The sequence below is a fragment of the Streptomyces sp. NPDC053560 genome, from assembly GCF_044544605.1.
Classification (GTDB): Bacteria; Actinomycetota; Actinomycetes; order Streptomycetales; family Streptomycetaceae; genus Streptomyces.
In genome coordinates this window covers 176,169-197,820 of the sequence record NZ_JBITXI010000005.1, presented here as the reverse complement: position 1 = coordinate 197,820, position 21,652 = coordinate 176,169, and the positions used below count along the sequence as shown (strand labels likewise).

At 72.8% G+C, this 21,652-nt stretch carries 17 protein-coding genes; 10 read left to right on the top strand and 7 right to left on the bottom strand.

The features are described from left to right. Positions 1–114 precede the first annotated feature (114 nt). Positions 115–1,059, top strand: coding sequence for a hypothetical protein (locus tag ACIGQF_RS13495; RefSeq protein ID WP_399709258.1), 945 nt, complete (start codon positions 115–117; stop codon positions 1,057–1,059). A gap of 55 nt (positions 1,060–1,114) precedes the next feature. Here the strand turns inward: ACIGQF_RS13495 and ACIGQF_RS13490 are convergent, their stop codons facing one another. Beyond that, positions 1,115–1,870, bottom strand: coding sequence for a MerR family transcriptional regulator (locus ACIGQF_RS13490; protein WP_399710130.1), 756 nt, complete (start codon positions 1,868–1,870; stop codon positions 1,115–1,117). Positions 1,871–2,089: 219 nt separating this feature from the next. Between ACIGQF_RS13490 and ACIGQF_RS13485 the strand changes: the two genes are divergently transcribed. The 4 genes from ACIGQF_RS13485 to ACIGQF_RS13470 all read left to right on the top strand — a co-directional run bounded on the left by ACIGQF_RS13485 (position 2,090) and on the right by ACIGQF_RS13470 (position 5,740). Further along, positions 2,090–3,613 (top strand): flavin-containing monooxygenase, encoded by a 1,524-nt coding sequence (locus ACIGQF_RS13485; protein WP_399709255.1) that lies wholly within the window; start codon positions 2,090–2,092, stop codon positions 3,611–3,613. Further along, positions 3,610–4,602, top strand: a complete 993-nt coding sequence (locus tag ACIGQF_RS13480) for an alpha/beta fold hydrolase (RefSeq protein ID WP_399709252.1) — start codon at positions 3,610–3,612, stop codon at positions 4,600–4,602. Before ACIGQF_RS13485 ends, ACIGQF_RS13480 begins: the two co-directional genes overlap by 4 nt. After that, positions 4,599–5,480, top strand: coding sequence for an SDR family oxidoreductase (locus ACIGQF_RS13475; protein WP_399709250.1), 882 nt, complete (start codon positions 4,599–4,601; stop codon positions 5,478–5,480). Before ACIGQF_RS13480 ends, ACIGQF_RS13475 begins: the two co-directional genes overlap by 4 nt. 74 nt (positions 5,481–5,554) lie before the next feature. After that, positions 5,555–5,740, top strand: a complete 186-nt coding sequence (locus ACIGQF_RS13470; protein ID WP_399709246.1) for a hypothetical protein — start codon at positions 5,555–5,557, stop codon at positions 5,738–5,740. Between the two features lie 66 nt (positions 5,741–5,806). Here ACIGQF_RS13470 and ACIGQF_RS13465 read toward each other — a convergent pair whose 3' ends face one another. Continuing rightward, positions 5,807–9,079: a S41 family peptidase gene (locus ACIGQF_RS13465; RefSeq protein WP_399710128.1), complete on the bottom strand. Its 3,273-nt coding sequence runs from the start codon at positions 9,077–9,079 to the stop codon at positions 5,807–5,809. A 503-nt stretch (positions 9,080–9,582) separates the two neighbouring features. Here ACIGQF_RS13465 and ACIGQF_RS13460 point away from each other — a divergent pair. The 4 genes from ACIGQF_RS13460 to ACIGQF_RS13445 all read left to right on the top strand — a co-directional run bounded on the left by ACIGQF_RS13460 (position 9,583) and on the right by ACIGQF_RS13445 (position 13,672). After that, positions 9,583–10,761, top strand: coding sequence for an energy-coupling factor ABC transporter permease (locus ACIGQF_RS13460; RefSeq protein WP_399709243.1), 1,179 nt, complete (start codon positions 9,583–9,585; stop codon positions 10,759–10,761). 1 nt (position 10,762) lies between these two features. Beyond that, complete coding sequence (cbiQ, locus tag ACIGQF_RS13455; RefSeq protein ID WP_399709240.1) at positions 10,763–11,563, top strand: cobalt ECF transporter T component CbiQ; 801 nt, start codon at positions 10,763–10,765, stop codon at positions 11,561–11,563. Then, the gene (locus tag ACIGQF_RS13450; protein WP_399709237.1) at positions 11,560–12,336 is read left to right on the top strand and encodes an energy-coupling factor ABC transporter ATP-binding protein; all 777 of its coding nucleotides are present in this window, start codon (positions 11,560–11,562) and stop codon (positions 12,334–12,336) included. The genes cbiQ and ACIGQF_RS13450 overlap by 4 nt, the downstream gene beginning before the upstream one ends. A gap of 121 nt (positions 12,337–12,457) precedes the next feature. After that, entirely contained in the window at positions 12,458–13,672 is a 1,215-nt protein-coding gene (locus ACIGQF_RS13445) for a serine hydrolase domain-containing protein (protein WP_399709234.1), read from the top strand. Positions 13,673–13,748: 76 nt separating this feature from the next. Here the strand turns inward: ACIGQF_RS13445 and ACIGQF_RS13440 are convergent, their stop codons facing one another. From ACIGQF_RS13440 to ACIGQF_RS13420, 5 genes are all read right to left on the bottom strand, one after another. Next, positions 13,749–14,600, bottom strand: coding sequence for an EamA family transporter (locus ACIGQF_RS13440; RefSeq protein WP_399709231.1), 852 nt, complete (start codon positions 14,598–14,600; stop codon positions 13,749–13,751). Further along, complete coding sequence (locus ACIGQF_RS13435) at positions 14,597–15,112, bottom strand: YbaK/EbsC family protein (protein ID WP_399709228.1); 516 nt, start codon at positions 15,110–15,112, stop codon at positions 14,597–14,599. Before ACIGQF_RS13435 ends, ACIGQF_RS13440 begins: the two co-directional genes overlap by 4 nt. Positions 15,113–15,248: 136 nt before the next feature. Further along, positions 15,249–16,907 (bottom strand): penicillin-binding transpeptidase domain-containing protein, encoded by a 1,659-nt coding sequence (locus tag ACIGQF_RS13430; protein ID WP_399709225.1) that lies wholly within the window; start codon positions 16,905–16,907, stop codon positions 15,249–15,251. 315 nt (positions 16,908–17,222) lie between these two features. After that, positions 17,223–18,248 carry a hypothetical protein gene (locus tag ACIGQF_RS13425; protein WP_399709222.1) on the bottom strand — a complete coding sequence of 342 codons (1,026 nt, stop codon included), beginning with the start codon at positions 18,246–18,248 and terminating at the stop codon, positions 17,223–17,225. A gap of 609 nt (positions 18,249–18,857) precedes the next feature. Continuing rightward, positions 18,858–20,615 carry a dolichyl-phosphate-mannose--protein mannosyltransferase gene (locus ACIGQF_RS13420; protein ID WP_399709219.1) on the bottom strand — a complete coding sequence of 586 codons (1,758 nt, stop codon included), beginning with the start codon at positions 20,613–20,615 and terminating at the stop codon, positions 18,858–18,860. A gap of 85 nt (positions 20,616–20,700) precedes the next feature. Between ACIGQF_RS13420 and rsmI the strand changes: the two genes are divergently transcribed. Continuing rightward, positions 20,701–21,570 (top strand): 16S rRNA (cytidine(1402)-2'-O)-methyltransferase, encoded by an 870-nt coding sequence (rsmI, locus tag ACIGQF_RS13415; protein WP_399709216.1) that lies wholly within the window; start codon positions 20,701–20,703, stop codon positions 21,568–21,570. Positions 21,571–21,652 lie beyond the last annotated feature (82 nt).

Here is a 21,652-nt window from a genome sequence, read left to right as displayed (position 1 = left end):
CCCACTCATGCGTGTTAGTCGGCATCTCTCCTGTTTTCATGCTTTGTTGCGTTTTGTCGACATTGATGCCGTGAGCCGGTTCCGGTCGCGGCGACCCAGGAGAGGAAACGCACCATGCCCTACAGGATCAAGGCCGTCTCCGGCGCGCTGGCCGGAGCGGCGCTGCTGCTGGCTCAGGCGGGGACCGCTTCGGCCGTCTCCGCCGAACGGCCCGCGGCCCCGGCGAAGGGAGACTTCCGCATCGCCAGTGCCGTCGACGGCCGCTGCCTCGCCCCGCGCGCGGTCAAGGGGATGCTCGACCTGTCGCTCATCACCTGCGGCAGCCAGGGCCCGACCGACGTGTTCGGCCTGAAGCCGCACGCGGACCGGTTCCAGCTGCGGAACGAGTCGAAGAAGGGCTGTCTCGGCACGAGCCCCGCGCGCAAGCTGATGTTCCCGTCCTGCTCGGCGAAGCACATGACGGACTGGACGTTCACCCGGCACGGCGACGGCTACCAGATCCGGAGAACCGGCACGGACCCCAGCCGCAGCCAGTTGCGCGCGCCCGTCCGGACGTACTGCCTCACCGAGGTCATCGACCGCGCGAAGGGTGACCGGGTCGCCCTGCAGCCCTGCTCGGACCGGAGCCGGCGGCAGATCTGGAAGCTGAAGCCGGTGCAGCAGGCGGCAGCGTCGAAGCCGAAGCCGGACCCGGTGCAGCAGCCGGCCGGCAAGCCCGAGCCCGGCAAGCCGGAGGCAGGGAAGCCGGAGCCGACGAAGCCCGAGGCCACCAAGCCGGAGACCACCAAGCCCGAGGCCACGAAGCCGCAGAGCACGAAGCCGCAGGCCGCCAAGCCGGAGGCCGCGAAGCCCCAGGCCGCGAAGCCGCAGGCGGGGCAGCACCAGGCCGCCGCCAGGCCGGAGGCGGCCAGGCCCGCGGCCGGCCAGCACCAGAGCGATCAGCACCAGGGCGGCCACGATCAGAGTGGTCAGCACCAGGGTGGCCAGCACCAGGGCGGCCACCACGAGAGCGGTCAGCACCCGGCCTCCGTGCCCGCGGGGCACCCGGCAGGCGCGTAGCCGACGGCACCATCAAGGGCTGAGCCCGTTTCCGGCGCAGGTGCCGGAGGCGGGCTCAGTCGTCGTCCGGGGACCCGCCCGCCGGGGGTGCCGGACTGTCCGACCAGGAGGCCAGCTCGGCGCCGATGGCGCGGTCCATGGCCATGGACAGCTCGGCGTCCACGATGCCCTTGGAGAGCGGGCGGAGCTTGTCGATGGTCTGCGCGAGCCGGGTCAGCTCGTCGGGGCCGAGGCCGGAACCGGACTCCACGCGGGCCAGCACGTCCTGCAGGACGTGGGTACGGATGACCTTGATGAACAGCTCGGCGAGCGCGTCGGCGTGCGCGCGCACCTGACGCCCGGCGTCCAGGACGGCGGCGAGCGGTACGCCTTCGGAGACCAGGTCCGTGGAGGCGTCCAGCAGCCGCCGGCTGATGTGCACGAACTCGTCGCCGTCGACGGCGAGGTAGCCGATGTCCAGGGACGTGGCGAGGTTGTCGGCCGTCACGTCGTCCTTGAAGTGGTCGGCCAGCTCCTCGGGGGTGAGGCGGACCGGGGTCTCCTCGGAGAACGGCGCCACCAGGGAGCTGCTGTCCAGGCCGAGCAGTTCGCCGGGGTCGCGGCCGCTCTCGAAGGCGGTGAGCAGCTGCGCGATGCCGCCGAGGTTGTGGCCGCGCTCCAGCAGCGCCGCGATCGTCCGCAGCCGGGCCAGGTGGTGTTCGTTGTACCAGGCGATCCGGCCCTCGCGGCGGGGCGGCGGGATGAGCTTGCGCTCGCGGTAGAAGCGCAGCGTACGGACCGTGATGCCGGCTTCCGCGGCCAGCTCGGACATGCGGAACTCGCGTTCCTTCGGGCCGTCCTCCGTGCCTGTGTTCGCTTCCACGGCTTCACCCTATGCCGGGTGCCCGGCGCCGCCGGCAGGTGCAACCGCCGGTAACTTCCTTTCGCTCAACCCCTACCGCTCAGTACGGAGCTGTCCTACTCTCCGACTGTGCCAGTGATTACTGGCGCGGTTCGGAGCGGTCGACGGTACGGACACAGGAGGCGCGGCATGGCCGAGCGCGAGCACGAGCACGTACGGGTGGTGGTGATCGGATCGGGATTCGGCGGCCTGGGGGCCGCCGTCCGGCTGCGCCGCCAGGGGATCACCGACTTCGTCGTCCTGGAACGCGCCGACTCGGTCGGCGGCACCTGGCGCGACAACAGCTACCCGGGATGCGCCTGCGACGTGCCCTCGCATCTGTACTCGTTCTCCTTCGCGCCCAACCCGGAGTGGCCCCGGAACTTCTCCGGACAGCCGCACATACGGGCGTACCTGGAGCGGATCACCGACACCTTCGGGCTGCGTCCGCACCTCCGCTTCAACGCGGAGGTCAAGAGCGCGCGGTGGAACACCGAGCGGCTGTACTGGGAGGTCGAGACGGCGCAGGGCACGCTCACCGCCGACATGGTGGTGTCGGCCACCGGGCCGCTCTCCGACCCGCAGATCCCCGACGTCCCCGGGCTCGGCTCCTTCGAGGGCAAGGTCTTCCACTCGGCGCGCTGGGACCACGACTACGACCTGCGCGGCAAGCGCGTCGCGATGATCGGTACGGGCGCCTCGGCGATCCAGATCGTGCCCGCGATCCAGCCGACCGTGGACCGGCTGACCGTCTTCCAGCGGACGCCCCCGTGGGTCATGCCGCGCGCCGACCGGAAGATCACGCGGGCCGAGCACTGGCTGCACACCAAGGTGCCCGCCACCCGCGCGCTCCGCCGCCAGTTGCTGTGGGGCATCCGCGAGCTCCAGGTCTCCGCGTTCACCAAGCGGCCCAAGGAACTGGGCATGGTCCAGGCGCTGGCCAAGGCGCACATGCACCGGGCGGTCAAGGACCCCGCGCTGCGCGCGAAGCTGACTCCCGACTACACCATCGGCTGCAAGCGCATCCTGCTGTCCAACAGCTACTACCCGGCGCTCGCGAAGCCCAATGTGGACGTCGTAGCCGCCGGCCTGAAGGAGGTGCGCGGCACCACCCTGGTCGCCGCCGACGGCACCGAGACCGAGGTGGACGCGATCATCTTCGGCACCGGCTTCCACGTCACCGACATGCCCATCGCCGCGCGGGTGACCGGCGCCCACGGCACGACGCTGGCCGAGGAGTGGAAGGACGGCATGGAGGCGCTGCGCGGCAGCAGCGCGGCCGGCTTCCCCAACTTCCTGACCATCATCGGGCCCAACACCGGCCTCGGGAACAGCTCGATGATCCTCATGATCGAGTCGCAGCTGAACTACATGATCGACTACCTGCGCCAGCTCGACCTGCTCGGCGACCGCATCGCCCTGGACGCCCGCCCCTCCGCGGTGCACGCCTGGTCCGCCGCCGTACAGAAGCGCATGGAGCGCACCGTCTGGAGCACCGGCGGCTGCGACAGCTGGTACCTGGACAAGAACGGCCGCAACACCACCGTCTGGCCGGGCACCACCGCCGAGTTCCGCAAGGTCACCCGCCAGGTCGACCTCGCCGAGTACGAAGTGCTGCGCGCGCCGGCGCAGCGGGACAAGTCCGCCGAGCAGACCATGGAGGCCGTCGCGTGAGCCGCCCGCCGTACGTCACCACCGGGCGCTACGCGCCGCCCGCACCCCGCCGCGAGCTGACCGTCACCTCCGCCGACGGCTCCCGGCTGCACGCCGAGGTGCACGGCCCCGAGGACGCGCCGGCCGTGGTCCTGGCCCACGGCTGGACCTGCTCCACCGCCTTCTGGGCCCCGGTCGTCCGCGAACTGGCCGCCGAGCACAAGGTCGTCGTCTACGACCAGCGCGGGCACGGCCGCAGCCCGGCGGCGGGCCCCGGCGGCTACAGCACCGACGCGCTCGCCGACGACCTCGAAGCCGTACTGGCCGCCGCGCTGGAGCCCGGCGAGAGAGCCGTACTGGCCGGGCACTCCATGGGCGGCATGACCGCGATGGCCGCGGCCCGCCGCACCGGCATGCGCGAGCGCGCCGCCGCCGTCCTGCTGTGCAGCACCGGCGCCGCCGACCTCGCGGCCGAGGCCATGGTCATCCCGCTGCGCTCGCCCGGCGCGCGCCGCTTCGCCCACCGCGCGGTCCTCGGCTCGCGCGCTCCGCTGGGTCCCGTCACGCCGCCCGCCAAGCGCGTCCTGAAGTACGCCACGATGGGCCCGGCCGCCACGCCCGAGCAGATCGAGGCGTGCGCCCGCATCGTGCACGCCTGCCCTTCCGGGGTACGCGCCCAGTGGGGAAAGGTGCTCGCGGGCCTGGAGCTGACCGGCGAGGTGGCCCGGCTGGAGGTGCCCACCGCGATCGTGGCGGGCACCGCCGACCGGCTCACCCCGATCGTCCTCGCCCGCCGGCTGGCGTCCGTACTGCCCCACTGCCTGGGCCTGACCGAGCTGCCGGGCCTGGGCCACATGACGCCCATCGAAGCGCCGGACGCGGTCGCGGACCGGATCCGCGAGCTCGTCCGGGACCACCTGACCGCGGCCGCCCCCGAGTCGGCCGCGGTCGCCCCGAAGCAGAAGACGAAGGCGCGGCGCGCCAGGGAAGCGAAGGAGAAGTCGGCATGAGCGGACGCAGGACCCTGGAGGGGCAGGTCGTCGTCGTCACCGGTGCGGCGCGCGGCGTCGGCGAGCTGCTGGCCCGCAAGCTGTCGGCGCGCGGCGCCAAGCTCGCGCTGGTCGGCCTGGAGCCGGACGAGCTGAAGAAGGTCGCGGCCTCCCTGCACGGCGAGGCGGCCCACTGGCACGCCGACGTCACCGACCACGAGGCGCTCGCCCGGATCGCGCAGGAGGTGAAGGCGCACTTCGGCAAGGTCGACGTGGTCGTGGCCAACGCGGGCGTCGCCACCGGCGGCCCGTTCGTCGACTCCGACCCGGCCGCCTGGCGGCGGGTGATCGAGGTGAACCTCATCGGCGGCGCCGTCACGGGCCGGGCCTTCCTGCCCGTCCTGATGGAGTCCCGCGGCTACTTCCTCCAGGTCGCCTCGCTCGCCGCGATCACTCCGGCGCCGATGATGACCGCGTACTGCGCGTCGAAGTCGGGCGTCGAGGCATTCGCGCACAGCCTGCGCGCCGAGGTCGGCCACAAGGGCGTCAAGGTCGGCGTCGGCTACCTGAGCTGGACCGACACCGACATGGTGCGCGGTGCCGACCAGGACGACGTGATGCGCGAGCTGCGCCAGCGGCTGCCCTGGCCGTCGAACAAGACGTACCCGCTCGGCCCGGCCGTCGACCGGATCGTGGCGGGCATCGAGCGCCGCTCCGCGCATGTCTACGGCCAGTGGTGGCTGCGCGGGATGCAGTCGATACGCGGCTACCTGCCCGGGATCATCGGCTCGGTCGGGCAGCGCGAGATGAAGCGCTTCGGTGACCGGCTGGAGGGCATGAAGATCGGGCTGGTGGGCGCGGGCGGCGCGGCGGACGAGGAGACGCGGACACGTCATTAGTGTCCGAAATGCACGCTACGTCCATTTGTGCGAGGCTGGTGGGCATTCCGACACCACCCCATTGGAGTGTGCACATGGGCCTCATAGACCAGTTCCACGCCAAGCAGCGGGAACTCGACGAGCGCGCACGCAATGCGCTCGCCGACCAGGGCGCGCAGCCGGCCGAGCGGGCAGCCGGCCAGGTGAAGAGGATGGACCGCGCCGGCGCGGAATCCCGGTCGGCGGCGAAGGGCACCCTGGGGGACGGCCGCGAGGCTTGAGGCCACGGCAGTTGCTGTGAACGTGAGGGGCGCACCCGCATCGGGTGCGCCCCTCAGTGCGTGGCGTCAGCCGCTCCGCGGCGGCAGCGCCGGCCGCCGGTTGTCGGGCACGTCGGCCAGCCCCGGCGGGTCCGTCGCCGGGTGCCGTTCCAGCAGCTCCAGCGCCGTACGGACGGCGACACCCAGCTGCGGGTTGCGGCCCTCGGCCCACTGGAGCGGCGAGCGCAGCGCCTGGATGTCCGCCTCCACGCCGTGGTTCTCCACGTCCCAGCCGTACGCGTCGAACCACGCGGCGTTCATCGGGACGGTGATGGACGTGCCGTCGCCGAGGCGGTGCCGGCCGGTCATCCCGACCACCCCGCCCCAGGTGCGCAGGCCCACCACGGGGCCGATGCCCTGCAGCTTGAAGGCCGCGATGATCATGTCGCCGTCGGAGGAGGTCATCTCGTCGGCGACCGCCACGACCGGGCCGCGCGGCGCGTTCGACACGTACGTCACCGGCTGCGCGTCCCGGGTCAGGTCCCAGCCCACGATCGTGCGGGTCAGCTTCTCGATGACCAGCTCGGAGATGTTGCCGCCCGCGTTGCCCCGTACGTCCACGATCAGCGCGGGCCGGGAGACCTCCATCCGCAGGTCGCGGTTGAACTGCGCCCAGCCGGACCCGCCCATGTCGGGGATGTGCAGATAGCCGCACCGGCCGCCGCTCAACTCACGGACCACCTCGCGGCGCTTGGCCACCCAGTCCTGGTACCGCAGCGGCCGCTCGTCGATCAGCGGCACCACGGCCACCCGGCGGGCCGGGCCGTCGCCCTCGGCGGGCGAGAAGGTCAGCTCGACGGTGGTGCCGCCGGCCGCGGACAGCAGCGGGAACGGGCCGGCCACCGGGTCGACCGGGCGGCCGTCGATGTGGGTGAGCGCCGAGCCCTCGCGGATGCCCGTACCGGCCAGCGGGGAGCGGGCCTTGGAGTCGGAGGAGTCGCCGGGCAGGATGCGCTTGAGGACCCAGCGGCCGTCCCGGCACACGAAGTTGGCGCCGAGCAGGCCGATCGCGCGCTGGTAGTGCGGCGGGCCTTCGTTGCGCCGGGCGCCGGTGACGTACGCGTGCGAGGTGCCCAGCTCGCCCAGCACCTCGCGGAGCAGGTCGGCGAACTCGTCGGGGGAGGCGACCCGTTCGACCATCGGGCGGTACTGGTCCAGGACGCCGGCCCAGTCGATGCCGCACATGCCGGGGTCCCAGAAGTAGGCGCGGACGATCCGGCCCGCCTCGTCGAACGCCTGCCGCCACTCCGCCGCCGGGTCCACGTCGTGCAGGATGCGCCGCAGGTCCAGGAAGACCGTGGAGTCGGCGTCCGGGGTCTCGATCGCGGGCACCGACCGCAGGTCGCCCTCGTCGTTGAGCACCAGGCGGGTGCCGTCGCCGCTGAGCGCGTAGGAGTCCAGCGAGCTGGTCAGCTCCGTACGCTTGGCCTTGACCAGGTCGAAGTGTTCCAGCGTCGGCTGCCCCGAGGTGTTGTCGGGGTTGGCGAAGGTCTCGCCCAGCGCCCCGGAGATCGGCCAGCGCAGCCAGACCAGCCCGCCGCCCGCCACCGGCGCGAGCGCGGAGTACTTCGAGGCGGCGACCGGGAACGGCGTCACCCGGCTGGCCAGCCCCTCGACCTCCACCAGCACCATGCCCTCGGCCGCCGTGTCCACCGGGTCCAGGCCGCCCGCCGCCGGCCGGCCCTCGGGGGAGAGCGCGAAGGGCGAGGGCGTGGCGGAGTTCAGCGGGACCAGGTACGGGCGGCAGCCCAGCGGGAAGGACAGGTCGCCGGTGTGCACGTCGTAGACCGGGTCGAAGCCGCGCCAGGACAGGAAGGCGAGGTACCGGCCGTCGCGGGTGAAGACCGGCTGCTCGTCCTCGAAGCGCCCGTTGGTGACGTCCACGACCGTGCCGTCGCCCAGCTTGGCGATCTTGATCTTCCGCAGCGACCGGCCGATGCCCGGATGCGACCAGGTCAGCCACTTCGAATCGGGCGCGAACGCCAGGTCGCGCACCGGACCGTTCTCCGAGCGCACCAGCTCGGTGACCTCGCCGTCGCCCTCCTCGGAGGCGTCCACCAGGAGCAGCCGCCCGTCGTTGGCGGCCACCGCCAGCCGCTCGCCGTCCGGGGACGAGACCAGTTCGTGCACGCGGCCGAGCCGGCCGGCGGCGAGCCGGCGCGGCTCGCCCGGCCCTGATGCCTTCGGCAGGTCGGCGATCTCGATGGCGTCCTCGCCCACCACGTCCGTGACGTACGCGATGCGGCCGGTGTCGCCCAGCATCTCCGGCAGCCGGACCCGCACGCCCGGGGTGTCGTGGATGGTGCGCGCCGGTCCGTCGCGGTGCGTGAGCCAGTACAGGCTGCCGCGCACCCCGACCGCGCTGGCCCGGCCGGTGGGGTCCACCGCGAGGGAGGTGACGTTGGCGGCCGCCGGCACCTGGTGCGTACGGCGGCCCGTGCGCGGCCCGCCGAGCCGGACCGGCAGCCTGCGCGGCACGGCCCCCGGGCTCAGGTCCTCCACCAGCCACAGCTCGCCCGCGCACTGGTAGACGATCCGCTCGCCGTCACTGGCGGCGTGCCGGGCGTAGAAGTCGGCGTGATCGGTGTGGCGGCGCAGGTCCGTGCCGTCGGGGAGGCAGGAGTAGACGTTGCCGACGCCCTCGTGGTCGGAGAGGAAGGCGATGCGGCCGCCCACGAACATCGGCGAGTCCAGATGGCCGTCGACCTCCGGGACGAGCTGCGTGCCGTGCAGCCACAGCCGACCCGTCGCGCCGCCTCTGTACCGCTTCCACGACGCGGGCTCGTGCGGCGGCGTGCCGCTGAGCAGCAGCGTCTGCCGCTCGCCCGCGAGGTCGGCGACCGCGATGTTCGACACCGGGCCCCACGGCAGCCGGCCGCCCGGACTGCCGTCCGTGGGCAGGCTGTACGCCCAGGAGTAGTACGAGAACGGCTGGCCGTGCGAGGACACCGCGAGGATGTCGCCGTCCGGCGTCCAGCCGCACACCCGGGCGTCCACGCTGCCCCAGAAGGAGAGCCGGCGGGCCGGGCCGCCCTCGGCCGGGACCACGTGCACCTCCGGGTCCAGGCTGCGCCACGTCGTGAAGGCGATCTTGCCGCCGTCGGGGGAGAAGCGCGGATGGCTCACGCGGGTGCGGTCCACCGTCAGCCGCCAGGCGCGGGGCGGCTCGGCGTCCTCGGCCACCACCGGGGCCACCCACAGGTCGTCCTCGGCCGCGAAGCACACCGTGTCCCCGTGGATATGGGGGAAGCGGAGGTAGGAACCGCCGGTGGAACCTCCGTCCGGCTTGACGGGCCGCAGGCGGCCACGGGCCGGTGCGGTGGCGGACTGCGTCTCCGAGGGCGGCTCGACGGCCTCCTGTGCGTCGCTCACCCGTCCATCGTTTCGGCCCGGACAGGCCGCGGCAACTCGACTTGCGTATCTCATCCCCAGGGATGACAGCGAGTGGAGTCCTGCCCCACGGTTCCTTCCGGTCGCACGCCGGCGCTCATACGACGGTGCGCTCCTCCGTGCACTCGCCGACGGCCGATCGCGGGCGGGGCGTCGTCGCGCCCGGCGGTCCTGGTGGCCGATGTCATACCGCGGCACCTCCGGCGTCCGGCTGACGGTTTCGGACCACCTCGGCTTAGCGGAATCTGCCGTAGTTGCCACGTTTTGCCCGCGTACGGGGGAGGCGCGCGGGAGTGCGGGGAGGGGTAGCGACCACTCCGGACGGGCAGTTCCGCGGTAAGAGCGCTCTTGCACATGATTTGCAGTACGACCACCATGAGTGGGTTACCGGCCACGAGCGGAGATTCCCAGCCATGCATGTCCCCGACGGATTCATCGACGCACCGGTCTCGGTGGCCACCGGCGTGGTCGCCGCTGCCGCCGTCGCGGTCAGTCTGCGCGGCGCCCGCCGCGAGCTGGGCGGCGACGGCCTCGGCGGCGAGCGCACCGCGCCGCTCGCGGGCCTGGTCGCCGCCTTCATCTTCGCCGTACAGATGCTGAACTTCCCCGTGGCCGCCGGCACCAGCGGCCACCTCCTCGGCGGGGCACTGGCGGCGATACTCGTCGGCCCCTTCACAGGGGTCCTCTGCGTCTCCGTCGTCCTCCTCATGCAGGGCGTCCTCTTCGCCGACGGCGGCCTCACCGCGCTCGGCGTCAACATCACCGACATGGCCATCGTCACCACGGTCGTCGCGTACGCCGTCTTCCGCGGCCTGGTGAAGGTCCTGCCGCGCAAGCGCCGCTCGATCACCGTCGCGAGCTTCGTCGCGGCCCTGCTCTCCGTCCCGGCGGCGGCCCTCGCCTTCACCCTGATCTACGCGCTCGGCGGCACCGCCGACGTCTCCACGGGCAAGGTGCTGACCGCCATGGTCGGCGTGCACGTCCTCATCGGCATCGGCGAGGCCGCCATCACCGCCCTCACCGTCGGCGCGGTCATCGCCGTACGCCCCGACCTCGTGTACGGCGCCCGCGGCCTCAGCAAGCCGCTCGAACTGAAGGTGGCCCCCGTCGCCGCCCCCGCGGCCCCGGGCGCGCCCCGCACCGAGCCCGCAGCGACCGCCCCCGCCGCGGAGCCCGCCCCCGTCGCCGCGTCCGAGGCCGCCCCCGCGGACCCGGCCGAGCCGCAGGCGGCCACGCCGGTGCCCGCGCGCCGCTCCACCAAGCGCGTCTGGCTCGCGGGCGTCGCCGCCGCCCTGGTCTGCGCCGGCGGCATCAGCTACTACGCCTCCGCCAGCCCCGACGGCCTGGAGAAGGTCGCTCAGGACCAGGGCATCGACAAGCAGGCGAAGGACCACGCCGCCAAGGACTCCCCGCTCGCCGACTACAGCGTCAAGGACATCACCGACGCCCGGCTCTCCGGTGGCCTGGCCGGCGTGATCGGCGTCGGCGCGACCCTGGCCGTCGGCAGCGGCGTCTTCTTCGTCGTACGCCGCCGCCGGGACACCGCGGACGTGGCCTCCCGTACCGACGAGCGCACGCCCGAGCAGGTCTGACATGGGCGCAGATGGGGGTACCTCCCCGCTCGAGCGAAGCCGAGAGCTTGGGGGAGCACATAAGCTCTACCGGGCCGGGCACTCGCCCGTGCACGCGCTCCCCGCGCACTGCAAGATCGCGGCGGTCTTCGCCTTCGTCCTGATCGTCGTCTCCACCCCGCGCGAGGCGGTCTGGGCCTTCGGCCTGTACGCGGTGCTCCTCGCTGCGGTCACGGTGGTGGCCCGCGTCCCGGCCGGCTTCGTCCTCAAGCGGCTGCTCATCGAGGTCCCGTTCGTGGCCTTCGCGCTCCTGATGCCCTTCGTGGCCGAGGGCCCGCGCGTGCACGCGCTCGGCATGTCGCTCAGCGAGTCCGGCCTGTGGGGCGCCTGGAACATCCTCGCCAAGGGCACCCTCGGCGTCGCCGCCTCCGTCCTCCTGGCGTCCACCACCGAGCTCCGCGCGCTCCTCCTCGGCCTCCAGCGCCTGAAGATGCCGCCGCTGCTGGTCCAGATCGCGTCGTTCATGATCCGGTACGGCGACGTGATCACCGACGAGATGCGCCGGATGCGCATCGCCCGCCTCTCGCGCGGCTTCGAAGCGCGCGGCGTCCGCCACTGGGGCGTCCTCGCCAAGTCCGCCGGCGCCCTCTTCATCCGCTCCTACGAGCGCGGCGAGCGGGTCCACCTCGCGATGGTCAGCCGCGGCTACACCGGCACCATGCCGGTCACCGGCGAGGTGACCGCCGGCCGTGCCCAGTGGACCTCCGCCGCCGTGCTCCCGCTCGCCGCACTCGCCGTCTGCCTGCTGGGATGGACGCTATGACCTCGCACCACCACACCCCCGACGCCGCCCCCTCCCTGGAGGTCTCCGGCCTCGCGTACGCCTACCCCGACGGCCACCAGGCCCTCTTCGGCGTCGACCTGACCGTGGCCCGCGGGGAGCGGGTGGCCCTGCTCGGCCCGAACGGCGCCGGCAAGACCACCCTCGTCCTCCACCTCAACGGCATCCTCGAAGCGGGCGCGGGCTCCGTCGCCGTCGCCGGCCTCCCTGTGGCCAAGCGCCACCTCGCCGAGATCCGCCGCCGCGTCGGCATCGTCTTCCAGGACCCCGACGACCAGCTGTTCATGCCCACCGTCCGCGAGGACGTGGCGTTCGGCCCGGCCGCCGCCGGGCTGCGCGGCGCGGAACTGGACGAGCGGGTCACCGAGGCGCTCGACCGCGTCGGCATGGCCGGCTTCGCCGACCGCCCGCCGCACCACCTCTCCTTCGGGCAGCGCCGCCGGGTCGCGGTCGCCACGGTCCTCGCCATGCGCCCCGAGATCCTCGTACTGGACGAGCCCTCGTCCAACCTGGACCCGGCCTCCCGCCGCGAACTCGCCGACGTGCTGCGGTCCCTGGACGTCACCGTCCTGATGGTCACGCACGACCTCCCGTACGCGCTGGAGCTGTGCCCCCGCTCGGTGGTCCTCTCCGGTGGCGTCATCGCGGCGGACGGCCGCACCCAGGACCTGCTCTGCGACGCCGACCTGATGGCCACGCACCGGCTCGAACTGCCCTTCGGTTTCGATCCCCGTTCGGTGACCGCGCCCGTGTGACGGTTCCCGTTTCCCCCTGTGACCCTCCCCACGGCCAGTGGGTTCCTGGTCATCAGCACTGATCGGCGCGTTGCACCATGGATGGGTCACAAACGCGACGGATGAGTGGGAAGCGGGAACAGTGGTGGACGTCCACGGCACGGTCGAGGCCGGCTACGAGCCGGTCCGCGATGCCTTCGCGGCGAACTTCGCGCGGCGCGGCGAGCGGGGGGCGGCCGTCGCCGCCTACCGGCACGGGCGCAAGGTCGTGGATCTGTGGGCGGGCGACCGCGACGGCACCGCCGCTCCCGAGGGTGCCGCGGACGCCGAGGGTACCGAGGGTTCCGGGACGCCCTGGGAAGAGGGCACCGCGCAGGTCGTCCGGTCCGCGACCAAGGGCGTCGCCGCCGTCGTACCGCTCCTCCTCCACCAGCGCGGCCAGCTGGACCTGGACGCGCCGGTCGGCACGTACTGGCCGGAGTACAAGGCCGCGGGCAAGGAGCGCACGCTCGTCCGCCACCTGCTCTCGCACCGGGCCGGGGTGCCCGTCCTGGACACCCCGCTCACCCCCGCCGAGGCCGTCGACGGCGTCAGCGGCCCGGCCGCGGTCGCCGCGCAGGCGCCCGCGTGGGAACCGGGCACGGACCACGGCTACCACGCCCAGACGTTCAGCTGGCTCCTCGCCGAGTTGGTGCTGCGGGTCACCGGCCGTTCGATCGGCACGTTCGTGGCCGAGGAGATAGCCGGGCCGCTCGGCCTGGACCTGTGGATCGGCCTCCCCGAAGCGGAGGCGGCACACGGCCGGGCCGGCCGGCTCGCCGAGATCGCCCCGCCGCCGGCCCCCGAGGGGGCGGGCCTGAAGGTACGGCCCAAGCGAGCCGTGGCCGAGGCGTACGAGGACCCCACGTCGCCGACCCGCCGGGCCTTCGCGGCGATCACGCCGCACGCCGACGAGAACGCCCCGGCCTTCCGGGCGGCCGAGCTGCCCGGCTCCAACGGCATCGCGACGGCCCGCTCGCTGGCCCGCCTGTACGCGGCGCTCATCGGTCCCGTCGACGGTCATCCGCGCCTCTTCGCCCCCGCGACGCTGACGCTGGCCCGCACGGAGGAGTCAGCGGGCCCGGACCGTACGCTCGTCGCCCCCTCCCGCTTCGGCCTCGGCTACATGCTGCACGGCCCCGCTGCCCCGCTGCTGGCCCCCGGCTCCTTCGGCCACCCCGGCCGCGGCGGCGCGCTCGCCTTCGCGGACCCGGAATCCGGTACGTCCTTCGGCTACATCACCAACGGCATGCAGAAGAACGTCACGGCCGACCCGCGGGCCCAGGCGCTGGTACGCGCACTCCGCACGGCCGTCTGAGAACGGCCACGGGCCCGCCCCGAAGCGGCGGTCCACCGACGCCGGCGCCGCCCCCACCGGCGTACTCGTGGCCCGGCTAGCTCGTGTGAAGCATCAGGCCGATGCCGACCACCATCAGGCCCGCCGCGGCGATGCGGGGCGCGCCGAACCGTTCCTTCAGGAAGATGGCGCCGATCGCGGCGCCGACGATGATCGAGGACTCGCGGAGCGCCGCGATGGGCGCGAGCGGTGCGCGGGTCTGGGCCCACAGCACCAGGCCGTACGCGAACACGGACAGCACACCGCCGAGCAGCCCGCGGACCGCGAACGGACGCAGCTCGGTGAAGAGCGCGCGGCGCCGCGTCGCCAGCGCGTACACCGGGATCGCGATGCCCTCCAGGAGCATCAGCCAGCCGATGTAGCCCAGCGACGTGCCGGACTCGCGGACGCCGACCCCGTCGACCGTCGTGTACGAGGCGATGGCCAGGCCCGTGGCGACGGAGGCGATGATCGCGGGCCAGTGCGGCCGCGCACCGGAGCCGCGGATGCCCCACAGCGCGACGCCGAGGAGACCGGCGGATGCCACGGCGACGCCGGTCAGCGCCCAGGCGTCGGGCAGCTCGCCGACGAAGACGGCGGCGAGGACGGTGACCACGAGGGGCGCGGTGCCGCGCGCGATCGGGTACATCTGCCCGAAGTCGCCGAGGCGGAAGGACCGCATGAGCAGCGCCTGGTAGACGACGTGCAGCAGCGCGGAGGCGAGGAGGAGCGGCCAGGAGCCGGCGGCGGGCAGCGGGGAGACCGCGGCGAGCACCACACCGCACACGGCGCCGCCGGTGCCGACGAGGGTGAAGGCGAGGAGCTGGTCCCGTATCCCGTGGGCGATCGCGTTCCAGCCGGCGTGGGTGACCGCCGCGGTCAGGACGGCGGCGACGACGAGCGGGGTCACGGGGTGTGCTCGCGGACGTCCACGACGCGGCCGCCCGCGTGCTCGATCAGCGACTCGGGGTCGAGCGGGAAGACGGTGTGCGGGGTGCCGGCCGCGGCCCAGACCGTGCCGTGCGCCAGCAGCCCCCGGTCGGCGAGGACGGTGGTGCGGGTGCGGTGCCCGAAGGGCGGTACGCCGCCGATGGCGTACCCGGTGGTCTCGCGGACGACCGCGGCGTCCGCGCGGCCCACATGGTCGGCGCCCAGCTCGGCGCGGACCTTCTCCAGGTCCACCCGCGAGGTCCCGTCCACCAGGACGAGCACCGGCACTCCTTCCCCACTGCCGGACGCGTGGGGGGACCCCCATGCCGCGAAGACGAGCGACTTGACGATCTCGGCGGGCTCGCAGCCGACGGCGGCCGCGGCCTGTGCCGCCGTGCGGGTCGCCTCGGGGAAGCGGCGTACCGCGACTTCCAGGCCCAGCTCGCGCAGCGCCTCGGCGAACAGGGGATGAGCGTCGGCTGAAGTACTCATGCCCCGCACGCTAGCGAAAGCTGTACGGGCCATGCGACCGGGAAAGGGGGCGGTCCGACATGTGGACCGCCCCCTTCCGGAGAGCCGGGTGCCGCGCGGGCGCCGCGTCGTCAGCCCTGGTTCCAGAGCCCTGGTTTCAGCCCTGGTTGAGGATGGCGCGGACGACCGGTCCTGCGTTGTCGCCGCCGTGACCGCTGGCGGGGACGACGGCGGAGGCCGCGAGGTCGCCGTTGTACGCGGTGAACCAGGCGTTCGGCTTCTTCTGGTTGTCGACCTCGGCCGACCCCGTCTTGGCGCCGATGTCACCGCTGAGGCCGGACATCGCCTTGGCGCCGGTGCCGGACGTGGCGGTCAGCTTCATCAGGTACTTCATCGCGGACGCCGTCTCCGGCTTCATGTTCCGGGAAGCCTTGGCCAGCGACCGGTCGTCGAGGTCCGGGGAGACGATGTACGGCTGGTGGAAGCTGCCGGACTGGACGGTGGCCGCGATGGAGGCGACGTTCAGCGGGTTCATGCGGACCCCGCCCTGGCCGATGAGCGAGGCGGCCATCTGCGCGTCGCTCTGCACCGGGACGTTGCCGTCGAAGCTGGGGATGCCGGTGTTCCAGGTCTGGCCGAGGCCGAAGACGTCCCGGGCCTGCTTGGTCAGGTCGTCGTCGCTGAGCTTCTTGGCCTGCGAGATGAAGGCGTTGTTGCAGGAGGCGGCGAAGCTCTGCGCGAAGGTGCCGTTCTTGATCTCGGTCTTGTTGAGGTTCTGGAACTTCCAGCCGCCGTACGTCACGTACTTCGGGCACGGATGCGTCTTGTTCGGCGAGGTCATGCCCTTGTCGATGAGCATCGACGAGGTGACGACCTTCATCGTGGAGCCCGGCGCGAGCGACCCCTGCGTGGCGACGTTGAAGCCCTTGGTGGGCGAGTTGGCGATGGCCAGGATCTCGCCGGTGCTGGGCTTGACCGCGACCGCCGAGGCCTTGCTCTTCCCGGCGACGGCCTTCTGCGCGGCGGCCTGCACCTTGGCGTCCAGCGTGGTCTTCAGCGTGCCGGGGGTGCCCTTGGAGAGGACCTTCAGGGTCTGGTCCGGCTTCTGCGTGGCCTTGTCGCTGCTCTTGGCGCGCTGGATGAAGAACTCCACGCCCGGGGTGCCGCCGGCCTTGTCGCCGTACTTGGTGCGCAGGCTGTCCAGGACGCCGGCCAGCTCCGGGTTGGTCTCCTTGGAGATCTCCTTGCCGTTGCGGTCCACGGCCTTGATGGGCGGCGCCTCGCCCGCGCCCGTACGCAGCGTGTCGCCCTCGGACAGGCCGGGGTGTACGAGCGTGGGCTGCCAGCCGACCACCGGCTTGCCGGTGGACTTGTCCCGCTCGACGGTCAGCGAGGTGTGGTAGGAGACGGCGGCCCGCTGACCCTTGTACGCGATCTGGCCGGCCACCTCGTACGGCACGGTGTCACCCTTACGAGCGCCCGGCGTGAGCGTCACCTTGGCGAAGTGGGCCTGCTCGCTGACGCCCTTGAGCGCGGTGGCGGCCGCCTCGGCGTCGTCGGTGTACTTGGCGGCCTTCGCCGCGTCGCCCGACTGCCAGGCGTCCAGGAAGCCGCTCGCGGCGGTCTTCACCTCCTGCGCGGACAGCGGCCCGGTCTTCACCGACTGCTCGCCGTCCCCCGACTTGCCGTCCGCCGACATGACTTCCTGCAGCGGGGCCTCGTCACCGGAACTTCCCATCAGGGTGTACCCGCCGACGCCTCCCGCGACGAGGGCGATCGCCCCGCCGATCAGCCCGTACCTCACCTCGCGGCGCATGACTTACGTTCCCCTCCCGAAGAAGCCTGGTCGTCCTTGGGACACGCACACAAGAACGTGCAGCGCACTCTATGGGACACGCGGTATTGGAGTGACCCTCGCGCATCTCGTTCCGGCATCGGTCCGGTGACACTCGGTCGATGCCGCGGTCACGGAAAAGTCACATCCGGCACCTCTGAATCCGCCCCACAACCGCCGCGGCCAGCACCGTCTCCACAACGCCCCCGCCGCGCGCCCCCCAAGCCCGGTAGCCCTGCGTATCCGACCGCAGGCGAATGAACTCCCTCACACGTGGCCGGACACCCGCCAGGCCTGTTAGCGTGCTCTGCCTTCCGTGACGCCGGGGTGCAGTTCGATGCGGACGGAGTCGTCGTCCTTGATCACGTACGTCGGATCGGTGTCGCGGTCGAAGCCCATCGGGATCAGGTAGTACCGGTCGTGACGTTCCACGAGGAGGCGCAGCCCCGTGTAGCGGTACCGGAAGTGCTTGCTCTCCCCGAGGTCCACGGGCGCGGCCAGCCCGGGCGGCCCGGCCATGCTCAGCAACTCGGTACTGAACACCACGACGGGCACACGCCGCGCCACCCCGGCAGCGTCGGCCTCCGCGTCCGCCTGCCCCATGCGCCCGGCCGCCAGAGCGATCAGCCACATCCCGAAGATCCCCGCGACCGCGAGCGGAATCGCCCGGTGCCGGACGGGCTTCGCCGCGCCCGGCCCCGGCGTGGCGGCCGCGGTCTGCCCCAACAGCAGGCCGCACGTCACCAACAGCGGGGCCACCCAGGTGTGCGGTTGCAGGTGACGCCAGAAGAACAGCAGGGTGATTCCGAAGGCGACGAGGACGAGATGCCCCCTCGCGAGGACGGCCCCGTGCTGCCGCATCGTGCGGAGGACGGCAGCGGGCATGCCCAATGCGGCCAGGAATTCCGGGAGTCGGGGGAGAAAGGCGACAAGCGCCAGCGTCGTCAGCACGGGCAGCGTCATCAGGCGCAGGCTCGTCACGGCCAATTCCAGCGCGTCGAATCCGACGGCGAACGTGTCGATGTGGAAGTAGCCGTAGTACGAGGCGTTGTGCATGAGCCCCGCGTAGAGCATCAGCGCGAGGAAGAGCGAACTGGCGCCCAGCGCCGTATTCGCGAACTCGATGCCGCGGCCGGCGGGGGCGGGGGCAATGGCAGCGGGAGAAGCGGTGTCGTCCGGCTCCGGCTCTGGTTCCGGCTCTGAGTCCGGCTCCGGGTCGGGAACCGGGTCCGACTCCGGGGCCGCGTCGTCGGTCATCGCGCTGTTCAGGGCCGCGTGGGCCCCGGAGCCGGTGTGGCCGTGTCCGGCGTGACCGTCGGGCACTGTGTCGCCGGTGTGGAGCCCTGCTCGCAGCGGCCCGGGGCCGGGCTGGAAGGCACGGGCGGAACGATGCCGAGGGAGGGGTTCTGGCCCTCTGGGACGGGAGGGGATTCATGCGCCGTGGAAGGGCGAACCCCCGGATCGGCCGTCTCTCCCGGCTTTCGCGTCTTTCCCGACTTTCCCGGCGTCCGGTCCGCGTTCCCCGGATCGTGGTCCGCGCCGTGGCCGGGCCGCGACACCGGTGGGATGTCCGTCTCCCCACCCCCGCGCGGCGTACCTGTCGGCGCCTCGGCGTCCCCGCCGCTCTGTGAGTGACCGGGCGGAACGGGCGGCGTCTCCACGTCTCCGCCCGGCTGACTCCCGCAGCCCGCGACACAGATCACCAATGCGGCCGCGGAGGATGTGAGCATCCTCCTGAGGGCCTTCCGTCGCGGTGCGCGCACGACATTCCCCGTCCCCTTGTCCTGCGACTGCGTCCCAGCAAGGCACGGTGATCAGAGCGCGGCAACCTCCTCCGGAGAATGCCGCACCACAAGGCCACCGCTGACGTACCCATGGCTCACGGACGTGCCCGCCCCCGGTACGACAGGTGCCCCGCACCCGGCTGGACGGTTAGACCCAGGTGTCGAACCACATCCGCCCCTGCCAGGCGCTCTTGGGGATCGGGAGGCCGGTGTACACCGGGTAGAAGTAGATGAAGTTCCAGACGATGAGCAGGACCAGGATGCCGGCGGCGACGATGCCTACTGCTCGGCGGCGTTCGCCGGTGAGGAGGATGCCGGGTTCCGTGGTGGGTTCGGTGGGGCGGCCGATGACGGCGCCGAGCGTCATGGCCAGGGCCAGGCAGAGGAACGGGACGAAGACGACGGCGTAGAAGAGGAAGATCGTGCGTTCCTGGTAGAGGAACCACGGGAGGTAGCCCGCCGCGATGCCGCAGGCGATGGCGCCGGCCCGCCAGTCGCGCTTGAACAGCCAGCGGTAGAGGACGTACAGCAGCGCGAAGCAGCCGGCCCACCACAGGAGCGGGGTGCCGAGCGCGAGGACCTCGCGGGCGCAGCCCTCGGCGGCCGTGCAGCCGTCCTGGCCGGCCTTGGGGTCCTCGTAGAAGTAGGACACCGGGCGGCCCAGGACCAGCCAGCTCCAGGGGTTGGACTGGTAGGTGTGGGTCGAGGTCAGGTGGGTGTGGAACTCGTAGACCTCGTGCTGGTAGTGCCACAGGCTGCGCAGCCAGTCGGGCAGCCAGGTCCAGCCGCCGGCGCGGCCCTCGGGGCTGGTGGCCCAGTCGCGGTAGTAGCCGCCCTTGGTGGCGATCCAGCCGGTCCAGGAGGCGAGGTAGGTGGCCGCCGCGAGAACCACGGTGGAGAGGAAGGCGGGGACGACGTCGCGGCGGAGGGCCGAGCGGTACGGGTGGCGGGCGCCGGCCGTGCGGCGGGCGCCGGCGTCCCAGAGGACCGACATCAGGGCGAAGGCGGCGAGGAAGTACAGGCCGTTCCACTTGGTGGCGGCGGAGAGGCCGAGGCAGAGGCCGGCCAGCAGCCGCCAGGGGCGCCACCCGAGGCCCAGCCGGTCGCCCACCTCCTCGTCGGGGCGGGCGAGCCCGTCCTCGCCGGTCGGCAGCGCGGCGGCGAGCCGGGCGCGGGTGCGGTCCCGGTCGACCAGGAGGCAGCCGAACGCGGCCACGACCCAGAACATGACGATCAGGTCGAGGAGCGCGGTACGGCTCATGACGAAGTGCAGGCCGTCCACGGCGAGCAGCAGGCCCGCCAGGCAGCCCAGGGCGGTGGAGCGCAGCAGGCGGCGGCCGATGCGGCAGATCATCAGCACCGAGAGGGTGCCGAGCAGGGCCGTCATGAAGCGCCAGCCGAACGGGTTCATGCCGAAGGCCCACTCGCCCAGCGCGATCAGCCACTTCCCGAGCGGCGGATGGACCACGTAGGAGTGCTCCGGGCTCAGCAGGAGGCGTGACGGGTCGCCGACCAGCGCGTCGTTGGCGCTCTTGGCCCAGGTTCCCTCGTAGCCGTACTGGAGCAGTGACCAGGCGTCCTTGGGGTAGTACGTCTCGTCGAATATCACCTTGTCCGGGCTGCCCAGGCGCCAGAAGCGCAGGATGCCGGCGAGGAGGGCGACGAGCAGGGGCAGTCCCCAGGCGGCGAGGCGGGCCGCGCGGGGGGACACCTCCGGGGTGGGGAAGGGTGCGAGCAGCCGGGTGCGTACGTCCCGCTCCGCGCGTGCGGTGTAGCCGAAGCGGCGCAGCCGCCGCAGCCAGGCGGTCGGCGCCAGGACGCCGCCGTGGGGCGCCCGCGCGGCGGCCGCCGGGGGCCGGCCGCGGTCGTCGGCGCGCCGGTCGTTGGTCGCGGTGTCACTCGTCACCGGGCCATCGTAGGGAAGCGGCCTGTGAGAGGCCCGTCTCTCCGCGCGGCGGGAAGGATGCCGGCGGGCCTGAAAGGATGGGGCCGTGACTGGAACGCTCGTACTCGCAGGGACCCCCATCGGCGACACCGAGGACGCTCCGCCGCGGCTGGCCGCCGAGCTGCTGGCCGCCGACGTGATCGCGGCCGAGGACACCCGCAGGCTGCGCCGGCTGACGACCGCGCTCGGCGTGCACACCACGGGCCGGGTGGTGTCGTACTTCGAGGGGAACGAGTCGGCGCGCACCCCGGAGCTGGCCGAGGCGCTCGAAGGCGGTGCGCGGGTGCTGCTGGTCACCGACGCGGGCATGCCCTCCGTCTCCGACCCCGGCTACCGGCTGGTGGCCGCGGCCGTCGACCGCGGCGTGAAGGTGACGGCCGTACCGGGCCCGTCGGCCGTGCTCACCGCGCTGGCGGTCTCCGGACTTCCGGTGGACCGTTTCTGCTTCGAGGGCTTCCTGCCGCGGAAGGCGGGGGAGCGGACCGGGCGGCTGAAGGAGGTCGCCGCCGAGCGCCGCACGCTCGTGTACTTCGAGGCGCCGCACCGGCTGGCCGACGCGCTCGCCGCCATGGCGGAGGTCTTCGGCGCGGACCGGCGCGGCGCCGTCTGCCGCGAGCTGACGAAGACGTACGAGGAGGTGCGCCGCGGGCCGCTCGGCGAGCTGGCGGAGTGGGCGGCCGAGGGCGTGCGCGGAGAGATCACGATCGTGGTGGAGGGTGCGCCCGAGCCGAGCCCGGGGGACGTGGGGCCGGAGGAGCTGGTGCGCCGGGTGCGGGTCCGTGAGGAGGCCGGCGAGCGGCGCAAGGAGGCCATCGCGGGGGTCGCGGCCGAGGCGGGGGTACCCAAGCGGGAGGTCTTCGACGCGGTCGTGGCGGCAAAGAACGCGGAGCGTGGTGACTCTCGCGCGGGTAAATGACGGGTCTGGAAGGTAAAGCGGAGGTCGGCCCGGCGAGGAGTTTTACCTCGGCCCGCCCAAATCTGGGCCAACAGGGAGAACC

Excerpts from the sequence above, each read along its gene's own strand:
- ACIGQF_RS13490 (WP_399710130.1), bottom strand. The coding sequence starts at position 1,870 with ATGTCCGAGCTGGCCGCGGAAGCCGGCATCACGGTCCGTACGCTGCGC.
- ACIGQF_RS13475 (WP_399709250.1), top strand. The coding sequence starts at position 4,599 with ATGAGCGGACGCAGGACCCTGGAGGGGCAGGTCGTCGTCGTCACCGGT.
- ACIGQF_RS13460 (WP_399709243.1), top strand. The coding sequence starts at position 9,583 with ATGCATGTCCCCGACGGATTCATCGACGCACCGGTCTCGGTGGCCACC.
- cbiQ (WP_399709240.1), top strand. The coding sequence starts at position 10,763 with ATGGGCGCAGATGGGGGTACCTCCCCGCTCGAGCGAAGCCGAGAGCTT.
- ACIGQF_RS13430 (WP_399709225.1), bottom strand. The coding sequence starts at position 16,907 with ATGCGCCGCGAGGTGAGGTACGGGCTGATCGGCGGGGCGATCGCCCTC.
- ACIGQF_RS13450 (WP_399709237.1), top strand. The coding sequence starts at position 11,560 with ATGACCTCGCACCACCACACCCCCGACGCCGCCCCCTCCCTGGAGGTC.
- ACIGQF_RS13470 (WP_399709246.1), top strand. The coding sequence starts at position 5,555 with ATGGGCCTCATAGACCAGTTCCACGCCAAGCAGCGGGAACTCGACGAG.
- ACIGQF_RS13435 (WP_399709228.1), bottom strand. The coding sequence starts at position 15,112 with ATGAGTACTTCAGCCGACGCTCATCCCCTGTTCGCCGAGGCGCTGCGC.
- ACIGQF_RS13485 (WP_399709255.1), top strand. The coding sequence starts at position 2,090 with ATGGCCGAGCGCGAGCACGAGCACGTACGGGTGGTGGTGATCGGATCG.
- ACIGQF_RS13495 (WP_399709258.1), top strand. The coding sequence starts at position 115 with ATGCCCTACAGGATCAAGGCCGTCTCCGGCGCGCTGGCCGGAGCGGCG.